This is a genomic window from Leisingera aquaemixtae (assembly GCF_019801145.1).
GTDB lineage: Bacteria > Pseudomonadota > Alphaproteobacteria > Rhodobacterales > Rhodobacteraceae > Leisingera > Leisingera aquaemixtae_A.
Window position 1 is genome coordinate 108,275 of record NZ_JAHVJQ010000008.1, and the last position, 13,711, is coordinate 121,985.

At 62.1% G+C, this 13,711-nt stretch carries 13 protein-coding genes; 12 read left to right on the plus strand and 1 reads right to left on the minus strand.

Going from position 1 to position 13,711, the window contains the following annotated elements; genetic code table 11:
- The first annotated feature begins 154 nt into the window (after positions 1 to 154).
- The 9 genes from KUW17_RS17240 to KUW17_RS17280 all read left to right on the plus strand — a co-directional run bounded on the left by KUW17_RS17240 (position 155) and on the right by KUW17_RS17280 (position 9,208).
- Complete coding sequence (locus tag KUW17_RS17240; RefSeq protein WP_222481369.1) at positions 155 to 1,429, plus strand: flavin-containing monooxygenase; 1,275 nt, start codon at positions 155 to 157, stop codon at positions 1,427 to 1,429.
- Between the two features lie 131 nt (positions 1,430 to 1,560).
- Entirely contained in the window at positions 1,561 to 1,977 is a 417-nt protein-coding gene (locus KUW17_RS17245; protein ID WP_222481371.1) for a RidA family protein, read from the plus strand.
- A 121-nt stretch (positions 1,978 to 2,098) separates the two neighbouring features.
- The gene (locus KUW17_RS17250) at positions 2,099 to 2,773 is read left to right on the plus strand and encodes a DUF1028 domain-containing protein (protein ID WP_222481374.1); all 675 of its coding nucleotides are present in this window, start codon (positions 2,099 to 2,101) and stop codon (positions 2,771 to 2,773) included.
- A gap of 14 nt (positions 2,774 to 2,787) precedes the next feature.
- Positions 2,788 to 4,284 (plus strand): aldehyde dehydrogenase, encoded by a 1,497-nt coding sequence (locus KUW17_RS17255; RefSeq protein WP_222481376.1) that lies wholly within the window; start codon positions 2,788 to 2,790, stop codon positions 4,282 to 4,284.
- Positions 4,285 to 4,317: 33 nt separating this feature from the next.
- The gene (locus tag KUW17_RS17260; protein WP_222481377.1) at positions 4,318 to 5,262 is read left to right on the plus strand and encodes a LysR family transcriptional regulator; all 945 of its coding nucleotides are present in this window, start codon (positions 4,318 to 4,320) and stop codon (positions 5,260 to 5,262) included.
- Between the two features lie 92 nt (positions 5,263 to 5,354).
- On the plus strand, positions 5,355 to 7,424 hold the full coding sequence (locus tag KUW17_RS17265; RefSeq protein WP_222481380.1) for an FAD-dependent oxidoreductase: 2,070 nt from the start codon (positions 5,355 to 5,357) through the stop codon (positions 7,422 to 7,424).
- A 2-nt stretch (positions 7,425 to 7,426) separates the two neighbouring features.
- Positions 7,427 to 8,566, plus strand: coding sequence for an acetylornithine deacetylase (argE, locus tag KUW17_RS17270; RefSeq protein WP_222481382.1), 1,140 nt, complete (start codon positions 7,427 to 7,429; stop codon positions 8,564 to 8,566).
- A gap of 10 nt (positions 8,567 to 8,576) precedes the next feature.
- The gene (locus KUW17_RS17275) at positions 8,577 to 8,957 is read left to right on the plus strand and encodes a cupin domain-containing protein (RefSeq protein ID WP_222481384.1); all 381 of its coding nucleotides are present in this window, start codon (positions 8,577 to 8,579) and stop codon (positions 8,955 to 8,957) included.
- On the plus strand, positions 8,957 to 9,208 hold the full coding sequence (locus KUW17_RS17280; RefSeq protein WP_222481386.1) for a CBU_0592 family membrane protein: 252 nt from the start codon (positions 8,957 to 8,959) through the stop codon (positions 9,206 to 9,208). The genes KUW17_RS17275 and KUW17_RS17280 overlap by 1 nt, the downstream gene beginning before the upstream one ends.
- Here the strand turns inward: KUW17_RS17280 and KUW17_RS17285 are convergent.
- Positions 9,205 to 10,605, minus strand: coding sequence for an aspartate ammonia-lyase (locus tag KUW17_RS17285; RefSeq protein WP_222481388.1), 1,401 nt, complete (start codon positions 10,603 to 10,605; stop codon positions 9,205 to 9,207). The genes KUW17_RS17280 and KUW17_RS17285 overlap by 4 nt on opposite strands.
- A gap of 261 nt (positions 10,606 to 10,866) precedes the next feature.
- Between KUW17_RS17285 and KUW17_RS17290 the strand changes: the two genes are divergently transcribed.
- The 3 genes from KUW17_RS17290 to KUW17_RS17300 are packed head-to-tail and all read left to right on the plus strand — an operon-like array spanning position 10,867 to position 13,700.
- Positions 10,867 to 11,958 carry an ABC transporter ATP-binding protein gene (locus tag KUW17_RS17290; protein WP_222481390.1) on the plus strand — a complete coding sequence of 364 codons (1,092 nt, stop codon included), beginning with the start codon at positions 10,867 to 10,869 and terminating at the stop codon, positions 11,956 to 11,958.
- Positions 11,958 to 12,887, plus strand: coding sequence for an ABC transporter permease (locus KUW17_RS17295; protein ID WP_222481393.1), 930 nt, complete (start codon positions 11,958 to 11,960; stop codon positions 12,885 to 12,887). Before KUW17_RS17290 ends, KUW17_RS17295 begins: the two co-directional genes overlap by 1 nt.
- Positions 12,888 to 12,890: 3 nt before the next feature.
- Positions 12,891 to 13,700, plus strand: a complete 810-nt coding sequence (locus tag KUW17_RS17300) for an ABC transporter permease (protein ID WP_222481395.1) — start codon at positions 12,891 to 12,893, stop codon at positions 13,698 to 13,700.
- The last annotated feature ends 11 nt before the right edge of the window (positions 13,701 to 13,711 follow it).

The following is a 13,711-nucleotide window of genomic DNA, read 5'->3' on the forward strand; positions in this document are numbered from 1 at the left end:
TGAGTTGCCTATTTTGGTTTCAGCAGCTGGTTAGCTGCAAGCGAAGCAGGGGTAAGCCATAGATTTCTTTTTCCTAATCCTGAGATGTGAAAATTCTGTCAGGGAAGACCGGCAGGCAACAGCCCGCGCCGGAGTGTCAGAAGAGGGTTTGGAAATGGCGATAGAAAAGGTAGACACGCTGGTTGTTGGTGCGGGCCAGGCCGGGGTGGCAATGAGCGAGCATCTGACCAGCCACGGCGTGCCGCATCTGGTACTGGAGAAGAACCGGATTGCCGAGGCCTGGCGGTCGGGCCGCTGGGACTCTCTGGTGGCCAACGGCCCGGCCTGGCACGACCGGTTCCCGAACCTGGAGTTCACCGGAACTGATCCGGAAGCCTTTGCCGGCAAGGAGAGGATCGCGGACTACTTTGTGGAATACGCCGAACGCTTCAATGCACCGATCCGCACTGGCGTCGAGGTGACCAAGGCTGAGCGTCTCAACGGCAGCGGCGGGTTCCGGGTCGATACCTCGGACGGAGTGATCGAGACGCAGCGGATCGTGGCTGCCACCGGCGCCTTCCAGCATCCGGTGATCCCGCCTCTGGTGCCGGAAGGCGCAGAGGTGAACCAACTGCACTCCTTCCACTACCGCAACCCGGATCAGCTGCCTGAAGGCGCGGTGCTGGTGGTCGGCGCCGGGTCCTCTGGCGCTCAGATTGCAGACGAACTGAACCGGGCCGGCCGCAAGGTTTATCTCTCGGTTGGTCCGCACGACCGCCCCCCGCGCATGTACCGGGGCCGGGATTTTGTCTGGTGGCTGGGTGTTCTGGGCTTGTGGGACCAGGCGGCGCTGGAGCCGGGCAAGGAGCATGTGACAATCTCGGTCAGCGGCGCATACGGCGGCCAGACCATGGATTTCCGCCGGCTGGCTGGCGAAGGCGTGACCCTGCTGGGCCTGACCGAGTCCTACGTAAGCGGCACCATGAATTTTGCCGGCGACCTGCAGGAGAACATAGCCAGTGGTGACGCCGACTACCTGACGATGCTGGACCTGGCAGACGCCTATGTCGAACGCACAGGCATTGATCTGCCGGAAGAACCGGAAGCGCGCAGTGCCTTCCCCGACCCGGACAGCCTGACAAACCCGATCCGCGAGCTGGATCTAGCGGCGGAAGGCATCACCACCATCCTCTGGGCCACCGGCTTTCGCCAGGACTTTGACTGGTTGAAAGTGGATGCTTTTGACGAGAGGGGGCGCCCGCAGCATCAGCGCGGCGTGTCTGCAGAGCCTGGGATCTACTTCCTGGGTCTGCCCTGGCAGTCGCGCCGCGGGTCGACCTTCATCTGGGGGGTCTGGCATGATGCCAAGCACGTGGCTGACCAGATCGCTATCCAGCGCCATTACGAGGGCTACCGCGGCCCCGGCGAGCGCCGTGCCGATGTGCTCTGAGCGCGCCGCTTAGCTGCAGCCTAAGCAACGGGTAGCCAGACGGTAATATTGCTGCCCCGACGTGTGTGCGACTGTCACCGGTAAACGCGATGCCGGCCGCACCCGCCATCTCGCCATGCCAGGAGGACATCATGGCCCATACCCGCATCCGCAAGTTTAACACATCGGATACTTACCCGGAACAGAACCTGGACAATGATCTGTGCCAGGCGGTGGTGACCCAGGGCGGCAAGACCGTTTACCTGCGTGGCCAGTGCCCGCAGAATCTGGACGACGCCAAGAACATCGACAGCCACGACCCGGTCGAGCAGACCCACAAGGTGATGCAGAACATCCAGCAGTTGATCGAGGAGTGCGGCGGTTCGATGGAGCATCTGGTGAAGGTGGTGGTCTATATCACCGACGTGCGCCACCGCGAGGCTGTCTACCGCACAATGGGTGAATACATCAAAGGGGTGCACCCCGTGTCGACCGGCCTGGTGGTACAGGCGCTGGCGAGGCCGGAATGGCTGGTGGAAATCGACGGCACCGCGGTCATTCCGGACTGATCCGGAAGCGCGGAGGGGGTTGTCGGCCCCCTCTTGAGCCTCAGGCTCAATTCACCCCCGAGGATATTTCCGGCCAGATGAAGAACGGATCATCTCTAGTGGCTGGTGAGGAGGAGAGACGATGACATTTTCGCTTGTGGCGCGCTGCGCGGAAACGGGCATGTTCGGGGTGGCGATCTCGTCCTCTTCGCCTGCAGTGGCGGCGCGCTGTTCCTTTGCCCGGGCCGGTGTCGGCGCGGTGGCAAGCCAGAATGTGACCGACCCAAGCCTTGGCCCGATGGCCTTGGACCTGATGGAGCAGGGCATGACCGCGGCTGAAGCCGTGGAACAGGTGCGGGCGCAGGGCAAATTCATCGAATACCGCCAGGTGCTGGTGGTGGACATGCTAGGCGGCACTGCGATCCATTCCGGGCCGAACTCCCTGGGCATCTGGACCCAGGCGGAGGGGCGGGATGTCGCCTCTGGCGGCAATCTGTTGGCCAACGACGGGGTGTGCCAGGCGATTGCGGACGGGTTTCAGGCGGCTGAGGGCCATCTGGGCGACCGGCTGATTGCCGCGATGCGGGCTGGGCTGGCGGCCGGCGGCGAGGCCGGACCGGTGCATTCGGCGGGACTGAAGATCGTCGACAAGGTGAGCTGGCCAGTGGCCGACCTGCGTTGCGACTGGTCTGAGGACTGCCCGATCGAGAACATCGCCGCCGCCTGGGACATCTACAAGCCGCAGCTGGACGCCTATGTGCAGCGCGCGCTCGACCCGCGCGCGGCGCCGTCTTACGGCGTTCCCGGGGACGAATAATCAGGAGAGAGAGCATGCTGGACTATTCATATGACGACTGGAAAACCCGCGCTGCAGGTCTCTCGTTCCGCGGGCAGGCCTTCATAGACGGCAAGTTTTCGGACGCGGCATCGGGCAAGACATTTGCCAGTGTGAACCCGGCGACGGGTGAAGTGCTGGCGCAGGTGTCCGAGTGTGATGAAGAGGACGTGAACCGCGCCGTGGCGGCGGGCCGCAGGGCGTTCGAGGACGGGCGGTGGTCGCGGATGGCGCCGGGGGACCGCAAGGCGGTGCTGCTGAAGCTGGCGGACCTGATCCGGGGCAACTTGGAAGAGATGGCGCTTCTGGACAGCCTGGACATGGGCAAGCTGGTGACTGATGCGGCCACAATCGACGCACCCGGTTCCGCGCATTTCTTCCAGTGGTATGCAGAAGCCATCGACAAGGTCTATGACGAGGTGGCGCCGACCGGGCCGGGCGATCTGGCGCTGGTTTCCCGCGTGCCTCTGGGAGTTGTAGGAGCGGTGACGCCCTGGAACTTCCCCCTGGACATGGCGACATGGAAGGCCGCGGCCGCGCTGGCGGCCGGCAACTCCGTGGTTTTGAAACCGGCGGAGCAATCGCCGCTGTCTGCCCTGCGGCTGGCAGAGCTGGCGGCAGAGGCCGGCGTGCCGGATGGGGTATTCAATGTGGTGCCCGGCTTTGGCGCCACCGCTGGGAAGGCACTGGGGCTGCATATGGATGTGGATTGCCTCGCCTTCACTGGCTCCACCGCCATCGGCAAGATGTTCATGCAGTATTCGGGGCAATCGAACCTGAAACAGGTCTGGCCCGAAACCGGCGGCAAGAGTCCCAACCTGGTGTTTGCGGACTGCGAAGATCTGGAAACGGCTGCCGACATGGCCGCATTCGGTATCTTCTTCAACCAGGGCGAAGTCTGCTCTGCCAACTCGCGGCTCTATGTGGAGCGCTCGATCAAGGATGCCTTTGTCGAGAAGCTGATTGCCCGCGCCGCGGCCACACAGCCGGGCGATCCGCTGGATCCGGCCTCGAAAATGGGTGCCATCGTGGATGAGAGGCAGACCGAGGGCATTATGCGCTTTGTCAAGGCAGGCAAAGCTACGGCCAATCTGGTGGCGGGCGGCGAACGTGTCACCGTCGATGGCAAGGGCTGTTTTGTGCAGCCGACGATTTTTGACGACGTAGGCCACGACAACCCGCTGGCGCGGGATGAGATTTTTGGCCCGGTGCTGTCGGTGATCCCGTTTGACAGCGAGGATGAGGCGGTCGCCATGGCCAATGACTCGATCTATGGCCTGGCAGCTTCAGTCTGGACCGATAATCTCAGCCGCGCGTGCCGGGTGTCGGACAAGCTGCAGGTGGGCACGGTTTCAGTCAACACGGTGGACGCTCTGTCTGCGCAGACGCCCTTTGGCGGCATGAAACAATCCGGTTTCGGGCGCGATTTGTCGCTGCACAGCCTGGAAAAATATACCGCACTGAAAACCACTTGGATCAAATACCGGGCTTGATCGGCCCGGTCCTGCTCCGGCATAGTCGCTGACATGCCTTTGCGTTTCACACTGCGCCAGTTGGAGTATTTCGTCGCCGTCGGCGAGGCCGGGTCTATTGCCCTGGCCTCGGAGAAGGTGAATGTGTCCTCGCCGTCGATCTCGGCGGCGGTGTCGCAGCTGGAAAATGAGTTCGGCCTGCAGCTGTTCGTGCGCAAGCACGCACAAGGTCTGTCGCTGACCCAGGCCGGGCACCAGTTCATGGATCAGGCGCGCGCTGTTCTGTATGAGGCCGGCGCTCTCAGCCGGCTGGCAGACAATATCTCGGGTTTTGTGCAGGGGCCTTTGTCAGTGGGCTGCCTTCTGACTTTTGCCCAGCTGATTGTGCCGGGCCTGCGCCGCCAGTTCGAGGCGCTCTATCCTGCAGTCACCATCAGCCAGATGGAGCGCGACCAGTCCGGTCTCATCGACCTGATCCGCCAGGCGCGGATCGACGTGGCGCTGACTTACGACCTGAACATTCCTGCAGACCTGAAGTTCAGCGCACTGGCGGAGCTGCCGCCCTACGCCTTGCTGAGCGAGGATCATCCGCTTGCTGGCCGCGAGAGTGTCGCTGTAGAGGAACTGGCCGCACATCCGATGGTGTTGCTCGACTTGCCCTTGAGCGCCGAATATTTTCTATCGTTCTTTGAGGATGCCGGCGCCGCCCCACAGATCGCCGAGCGCACCCGCGATATGGCGGTGATGCGCGGGCTGGTGGCGAACGGGTTCGGCTATTCAATCGCCAATATCCGCCCGGTGACGGACATGGCGCCGGACGGACGCAGGCTGAAGTTCGTGCCGATTGAGGGCAAGCTGCGGCCGATGCGGATGGGCTTGCTAACCGCCGAAGGCGCCGAGAACGTGCTGACAGTCAAGACCTTCATCAGCTACTGCCAGGAACGGATCACTGACGGCACCGTTCCGGGGATCCGCATCGGGGACGGCAGCGGCGCTTAGGCGGCGGCTAATCAATGCTTCCGTAAGCGCAACTTTCGCCTGTGGCCGGGTCCTGTACCCTTTGAGTGCTCTTGCACCGAAGGAGATGGAAATTGCGCGACCCCCGCTATGATATTCTGTTCGAGCCGATGAAGATCGGCCCGCTCACCGCCAAAAACCGCTTTTACCAGGTGCCCCATTGCAACGGCGGCGGCTACCGTGACCCCTCTGCCGCGGCAGCGATGCGGGGCATCAAGGCCGAAGGCGGATGGGGCGTCATCTTCACTGAACAGTGCGAGATGCATCACACCTCTGAAATCACGCCTTTCATCGAATTGCGCCTGTGGGAGGACAAGGACATCCCGCAGCTCAGGAAGATGTCGGAGCGGATGAAGACCCACGGCGCACTGGCCGGTATCCAGCTGGCCTACTCCGGGATCAACGGTCCGAACCTCTATTCCAAGGAGGTGCCGCTGGCGCCCTCTGCGCTGCCGATCCGCACCTTCACCAACGACCCGGTGCAAGCCCGCGCGCTGGACAAGCAGGACATCAAGGATCTGCGCCGCTGGTTCGTGAATGCGGCTAAGCGGTCCAAAGAGGCCGGGTTCGACCTGATCTGCCTTTACGGCGCGCATGGCTTTGGCATCTTTCAGCACTTCCTGAGCCGGGCGACCAACCAGCGTTCGGATGAATACGGCGGCTCCTTGGAAAACCGGGCGCGTTTCAGTCAGGAAGTGATTGCCGACATGCGCGATGCTGTGGGTGACACCATGGCGATTACGCTGCGGGTGTCGCTGGACGAGACTATCGGCGAGCTGGGTTTCTCCAACGCTGAGGTGCGTGACTATATCGAGATGAACAAGGACCTGCCGGACCTTTGGGACCTGGCACAGGGCACCTGGGAAGACTGCTCGGGCCCGTCGCGCTTCAAGGAAGAAGCCGCGCAGGAACAGCTGGTGCGGGGCATTCATGAGCTGACCGACAAGCCTATCGTTGGCGTCGGCCGCTTCACCAGCCCGGATGTGATGGCCAAGATGGTGAAGTCCGGCACGCTCGATTTCATCGGCTGTGCGCGCCCCTCGATTGCTGACCCCTTCCTGCCAAAGAAGATCGAGGAGGGCCGGATCGAGGACATCCGTGAATGCATCGGCTGCAACATCTGCATCACCGGCGACATGACCATGTCGATCAGCCGCTGCACCCAGAACCCGACCTTCATGGAGGAATGGCGCAAGGGCTGGCATCCGGAGAAGATGAATACCAAGGGTGACAGCTCCAACGTGCTGGTGGTCGGCTCCGGCCCTGCCGGCCTTGAAGCCGCCTGGGCGCTGTGCCGCCGCGGTTATGATGTGGCGGTGGCAGAGGCCAAGGATGTGATCGGCGGGCGTGTGACCCGCGAGCGCACACTGCCAGGCCTCAATGCCTGGGGCCGCGTTGTGGATTACCGCGACTACCAGCTGAGCCAGCGCCCCAATGTGGAGATCTACCGCGAAAGCCCGCTGGATGCGGACAGTATCCTTGAGTTCGGTTTTGAGAACATATGTATCGCCACCGGCTCCACCTGGCGCCGGGACGGAGTCTCGCGCCAGCACGTAGTGCCAATGCCGATTGCAGAAGGGGCCAAGGTCTATACGCCGGACGACCTGATGGACGGCACCATCCCCGAAGGCCGCGTGGTGGTCTATGACGACGATCACTATTACATGGGCGGCGTTCTGGCCGAACTGCTGGCCTCCAAGGGCGCGCAGGTGACGCTGGTCACGCCCTCGGCCTTTGTCAGCGACTGGACCAACAACACGCTGGAACAGGTGGCGATCCACCCGCGCCTGGTCGAGGCCGGGGTGGAGATCGTGCTGAACCGCGGGGTGACTGAAATCCACGCGGGCCATGTGGTCAGCAACTGCACCTACACGGACCGCACCTGGAACATCGAGGCGGATGCCGTGGTGATGGTCGCCTCGCGCACCGGCAACGACAGCCTCTACGAAGAGCTGCGCGCCCGCGAGGCGGAATGGGCGGATGCCGGCATCAAGTCGGTCAAGATCATCGGCGACGCCAGCGCGCCTGGTCCGATTGCATGGGCGACCTACGCGGGCCACCGCTATGCACGTGAGCTTGACGGCCCGGACATCGGCGATGCGCTGCCCTTCCGCCGCGAGATCACCGAGCTGGCCCTGGACTGACAATGACAGCGACGCTGCACATACTGGAGCGGCTGACCGGGTTCGACACGGTCAGCCGCAACTCCAATCTGGAGCTGGCTGCCTATGTGGAGGGCTTCCTGGTTGAGCGGGGCTTTGCCGTGATGCGGCTGCCCTCGCCGGATGGCTCCAAGACCGGGTTATATGCAGAGAAAGGTCCGGGGGGGCAGGGGATTCTGCTGTCTGCGCACACGGATGTGGTGCCGGTGGACGGGCAGGACTGGACCCGCGACCCGTTCCGTCTGACCCGTGATGGCAGCCGGGTCTATGGCCGCGGGTCCACCGATATGAAGGGCTATGTTGCCAGTGCCTTGGCTTTGGCTGATCGGGCGGCGAAAGCAGAACTGAAAGAGCCGCTGAAGATCGCGCTGTCCTATGACGAGGAAGTCGGCTGCGTCGGTATCCAGGAGATGCTGGAGCGCCTGGCGCTGCTGATCGGCAAGCCGCGGGCCTGTTTCGTGGGGGAGCCGACGGAGATGAAAGTCGCCATCGGCCACAAAGGCAAGGCTGCCTTGCGTGCGGTTTGCCATGGCCAAAGCGGCCACTCCGCACTTGCCCCGAATTTAACCAACGCTTTGCATCTGGCTGGAGACTTCCTGGCCGAACTGCGGGCGCTGCAGGAGGATTTTGCTGCCAATGGCGCGCGGGATGCAGCTTACGCAGTGCCGTACTCGACCGTGCATGTCGGCAAGATGATCGGCGGCACAGCGCTTAACATCGTGCCGGACCGGGCAGAGCTGACATTCGAATACCGCCATCTGGCGGCGGACCGCGGCGAGGACATCCTGGCCCGCATCCATGCTGCCGCCGAGCGGGTCAGCAGCCGTTTCCCGGCGAAGGCCTGCATCGAGGTCGAGCAGTACAACGCCTATCCCGGCCTCGACGTGTCCGCAGACAGCCCTGTCGTCCCTTTTGCCCAGAAGCTCGCCCAGAGCCACACCACCACCAAGGTCGCCTTTGGCACTGAGGCCGGGTTCTTTGACCAGTTGGGTATCCCCACGGTGGTCTGCGGTCCGGGTTCGATGGAGGGGCAGGGGCACAAGCCCGACGAGTATCTGGAGCTGAGCCAGCTCAGCCAATGCGACGCGATGATGGACCGGATTCTGGAAGATCTGACAACTTAAGGAATGTGACATGGCAATGACCGCCTATCTGCAAACCATGGAACGCGGAGACCTGGAGCCTTGGGGCACGCCGGAGGACATCGGTTCGGAAACCATTGAAGGCACGCCTGAATGTGCGGGCAGTTTTGCGCTGGGCACTCCCGGTGATCCGGTGTTTGGCGGTTTGTATAGCGTGACCAAGGGCAAGTACCGCGTCACTTACGGCTTTCACGAGCACGCTACCTTGCTGGACGGTGAGGTGGCACTGACCAATGAAGCCAATGGCGAAACCGTGATCTATGGACCGGGTGATAGCTGGATCATTGCCAAGGGCACCCCTGTCCTATGGGACATCCGCAGCAACATTGCGCGCAAATCCTATCTGGCGGTGACCACGGATCTTCCCGTGTGATGGCGGAAATCACCTGGTTCGACGCGCTCGGGCTTGCCGGCTCGGTGATCATCGTTGCGGCCTATTATCTGGCCACGCGTGGTGCGCTGCCTGCGGACAGGATCCCGTTCAATGCCGCAAATATCGCGGGCGGTGCGCTGGTGATGCTGTCGCTGGTCTACCGCCCCAACCTCGGCGCCATCGTGATCGAGGTGATGTTCTTGCTGATTGCTGTGCTTGCCATCCTGCGGAACCTGCGGGCCAGAGCTTAACGCTCCGGCCCGTTCAGCGTGGCAGCGGGTGACAGGATTTCATAAATCCTGTCCGCAGGCAGGCTGCCCTCTTCCTCCAGTACGGCGCGGATGCTGCGGCCCGAGGACAGCGCTGCCTTGGCTATCCTGGCGGCGGCGTCGTAACCTAGATGCGGGGCAAGAGCAGTGGCCAGCACCAGGCTGTTGTCCAGCAGGGCGGCGCAGCGGTCTGCATTAGCAGTAATGCCGTTCACGCATTTCTCCGTTAGCACGTCAACGGCGTTTCTCAGGATGCGGATGGATTCTAGCAGGTTGTAGGCGACCACCGGCTCCATTGCATTCAGCTGCAGTTGCCCTGCTTCCGCAGCCATGGTGATGGTGAGGTCATTGCCAATCACCTGGAAACAGACCTGATTGACCACCTCTGGGATTACAGGGTTCACTTTGCCCGGCATGATCGACGACCCCGCCTGTACCGCGGGCAGGGTGATCTCGCCAAGTCCGGCGCGGGGGCCGGAGGACAAAAGCCGCAGGTCATTGCAGATCTTCGAGAGCTTCACCGCCACCCGTTTCAGGATGCCGGAATAGGCGACAAAGGCGCCTAGGTCGGACGAGGCCTCGATCAGGTTGCCCGCTTGCTGTAGCTCAAACCCGGACATTTCCGACAGATACTGCAGCGCCAGCGGGGCATAGCCGGGTTCGGCGTTGACGCCTGTGCCGATCGCGGTGCCGCCCAGGTTAACCTCGGTCAGCAGGCGGCTGACATCGCGCAGCCGGTCGACGTCCTCGCCCACGGTGACGGCAAAGGAGGCGAATTCCATGCCCAGAGACATCGGCACCGCGTCCTGCAGCTGGGTGCGGCCAACCTTGGGGATGCCGTCAAAGGCCTCTGCACGTTCGCCGAATGCCTGCTGCAGCCGGTGCAGCGCCTCGCACAGCGGTTCGGTGCTGGCCAGCACCGCCAGCCGGATCGCGGTCGGGTAGACGTCATTGGTGGACTGACCGTGGTTCACGTCGTCATTCGGGTGCAGATGCGCGTAGCTACCGGGCGGGTGCCCCATATGCAGCAGCGCCAGATTGGCGATCACCTCATTGGCGTTCATGTTGGTGGAGGTGCCCGCCCCGCCCTGGATCATGTCGACGCTAAAGTGCCGGTGGTGGCGGCCGCGCACAATCTCCTTGCAGACGACGGCAATTGCCTTTGCCTTCTCCGTCACCAGGCCGCCGGTTTCCTCATTGGCGCGGGCGGCGGCGGATTTCACCATCGCCAGCGCCCGCACCAGTGCAGGGAAATGCGACAACGGCACCCCGGTGATCGGGAAGTTCTGCCGGGCCCGCTCTGTCTGGATGCCGTGCAGGCAATCTGCGGGCAGCTCAACCTGGCCGATGGAATCCCGTTCCGTGCGCGTTTTTTGCATTGTCTGCTGTCCTGCTGCTGGGATGTCTTCTGTGACCTTAACAATATCTGCTGCCGCGCCAAAGCTGTGGTTTCCGCTGCGCGGATTAGGAGCTGCCGAAGCAGGCGCAGGACTGGTCTGGGAGTGGTCAATTCATTGATTTTGAAGTTATTTTAAAAGGTTAGGCAAAGGCTAACATTTGCTGAGGGAGTCAATTCTTAAGCAAGCCCCCCGGCCTTCCTATGCTGGTTCAAACGACACGCGGCAGATGGGGAGGCGCAAGTGCCTGGCAACAAGACAGATGCGATTGATGTGCGGAATGCGGTCAAACGCTATGGGGACTTCACCGCCCTTAAGCGGATCTCGCTGACCATCAAGGACAATGAGTTTTTCACTCTGCTGGGCCCTTCGGGTTGCGGCAAGACCACCCTCTTGCGGATGATCGCCGGGTTCGAGGATGTGACCGAGGGTGAGATCCTGCTTTACGGCGACGAGATCGAAAGCCTGCCGCCGCATCAGCGCCCGGTGAACACCGTGTTCCAGAACTACGCGCTGTTCCCGCATCTGACCATTCTGGACAACGTGGCCTTTGGCCTGGAGATGCGCGGCAAATCCAAAGCCGCCGCCCGCAAGCGCGCGGGCGAGATGCTGGAACTGGTCCAGCTGTCGCAATTCGCTGCACGCAAACCGTCCCAGCTCTCAGGCGGCCAGCAGCAGCGTGTGGCGCTGGCGCGTGCGCTGGCGCCACAGCCTAAAGTCCTTCTGCTGGACGAGCCGCTGTCGGCGCTCGACCTGAAGCTGCGCAAGGCCATGCAGCTGGAACTGAAACATCTGCAGCGGGAAACCGGGATCACCTTCATCTTCGTGACCCACGACCAGGAAGAAGCGCTGACCATGTCCGACCGCATCGCGGTGATGTCAGCGGGCGAGATGCAGCAACTGGGCACCCCGACCGAAATCTATGAACAACCGCGCAACATGTTCGTGGCGGATTTCATAGGCGAGACAAACCTGCTGGAAGTCTCGGTTGATCAAGTCATGAACGGCCGCGCGCTCTGCCACCTGGGCGGCGGCCACGCGCTGACCTGTAACTCGGTCGAGGGCATCGGCGAAGGCGCCAAGGTGCATATGTCTGTGCGGCCGGAACGGCTGTTTATGTCCGATGTGCCGGTGGAGACCGAGAGCCTCAAGGGCCGGGTTGCAGAGAACATCTTTGTCGGCACCGACATCAGCACGCTGGTCGATCTGGCCGAGGGGCCGCAGTTCATTGTGCGGACCTCCAATTCCGACCGCGGCAATAAGCGGATCTTTGAGCCGGGCAGCGAGATTTTCGTCAACATGGAGCTGGGGGCCGGGCGCCTCCTGATGGACTGATGGCAGCAGGCGCAGCAAGCGGCGGTTCAGCCCGCGCAGACACATACAAGGACGCCCGCGGCTGGCTGCTGCTGCCGTCCTGGGCGGTGCTCGGCATCTTTGTGCTGGGTCCCGTCTGCATGATGCTGATCTATTCCTTCCTGACCAAGGAATTCCGCGGTGGAGTGATCTGGGAGTTCAGCCTCGCGGCCTATGACCAGTTCTTCTTTGACCGCGGGTTGTTCGGGGATGAGCCCCCCAGCATCGAATGGACCTATATCACCATCTTCTGGCGTTCGATCTGGCAGGCCGGGGCGGCGACGCTGCTCAGCCTTCTGATCGGCTTCCCCACCGCCTATTTCATCGCCACGCGGCCCGAAAATGTGCGGCCTGTCTGGGTGTTCCTGATCACCATTCCCTATTGGGTGAACCTGCTGATCCGCACCGTTTCGATGAAGTTCCTGCTGCGCGATCAGGGGCCGCTGAATGATTTCCTGATCGGCACCGGGCTGATCGACAGCCCCATTCACATCGTCAACACCAACTTTGCGGTGCAGCTGGGCCTGTTCTACTCCTACCTACCGTTCATGGTGCTGCCGGTCTATGCGGCGGTGGAACGCTACAACTTCTCGCTCAGTGAGGCTGCGGCGGATCTCTATGCCAGCAAATGGACCACCCTGCGCCGGATCGTGCTGCCCGCGGTGAAACCGGGCGTCGTAGCGGGCTGCATCCTGGTGTTCGTGCCGTCGATGGGATCCTTTCTGGCGCCCGATCTGCTGGGCGGCGCCAAGAACTTCATGATCGGATCGCTGATTGAGGAGCAGTTCAAGGGCAACGCAGGCAACTGGCCGTTCGGCGCCGCCGCCTCAATGATCCTGCTGACCATGGTGCTGATCATTCTGATGTTCTCCGCCCGCCAGCAGGCCAAAGCAGACAAGACAGAGGGCTGAGCCATGGCGCATGTGAATGACAATATCAAAGCCTACAAGGGCTTCCGCTCCGTCACCCTGCTGTGTCTGGTGGTCCTATATGCCCCGCTGGTGATCGTCACCATCTACAGCTTCAACGCCTCCCAATCGATCACCAACTGGGAAGGGATTTCCCTGCGCTGGTACGCCGATGTGTTCACCGGGCCGGAAAGCGAGAAGTTCAAAGTCGCAGCCTTCAACAGCTTCACCATCGCGATCATTGCGGCCACTTGCAGCACTGCAATTGCGACACTGGCGGCCACAGCGATGGTCCGCGGCGGCAACTTCAAGCTGCGCACCGTGTCTTTCGGCCTGATCTCACTGCCGTTGATGGTGCCGGAGATCGTGACTGCGGTGGCCACGTTGATCTTCTTCAATTCGATCGGCTTCACCCGCGGCTACATGACCATCCTGGTTGCTCATATCGCCTTTTGCATACCCTTCGCCTACCTGCCGATTTCGGCCCGGATGCAGGGGATCGAGGACAGCTTCGAACAGGCGGCGATGGATCTTTACGCAACCCGCAGGCAGGCCTTCACTAAGATCCTGATGCCGCTGATGGCACCGGGTATCATCTCCGGCTTCCTGCTGGCCTTCATCGTCTCGCTCGACGACTTCATCATCACCAACTTCGTCAAGGGCGCGGGTATCGAGACACTGCCCACCGCGATCTTCGGCTCCGTCAAACAGGGCATCAAACCCAACATCATGGCGATCTCGACCATGCTGCTGAGCGTCTCCATCGTGATGGTCACCATCAGCTACTTCGTCAGCAAGTCCGACAATACAAAATGATCCAACCCGGA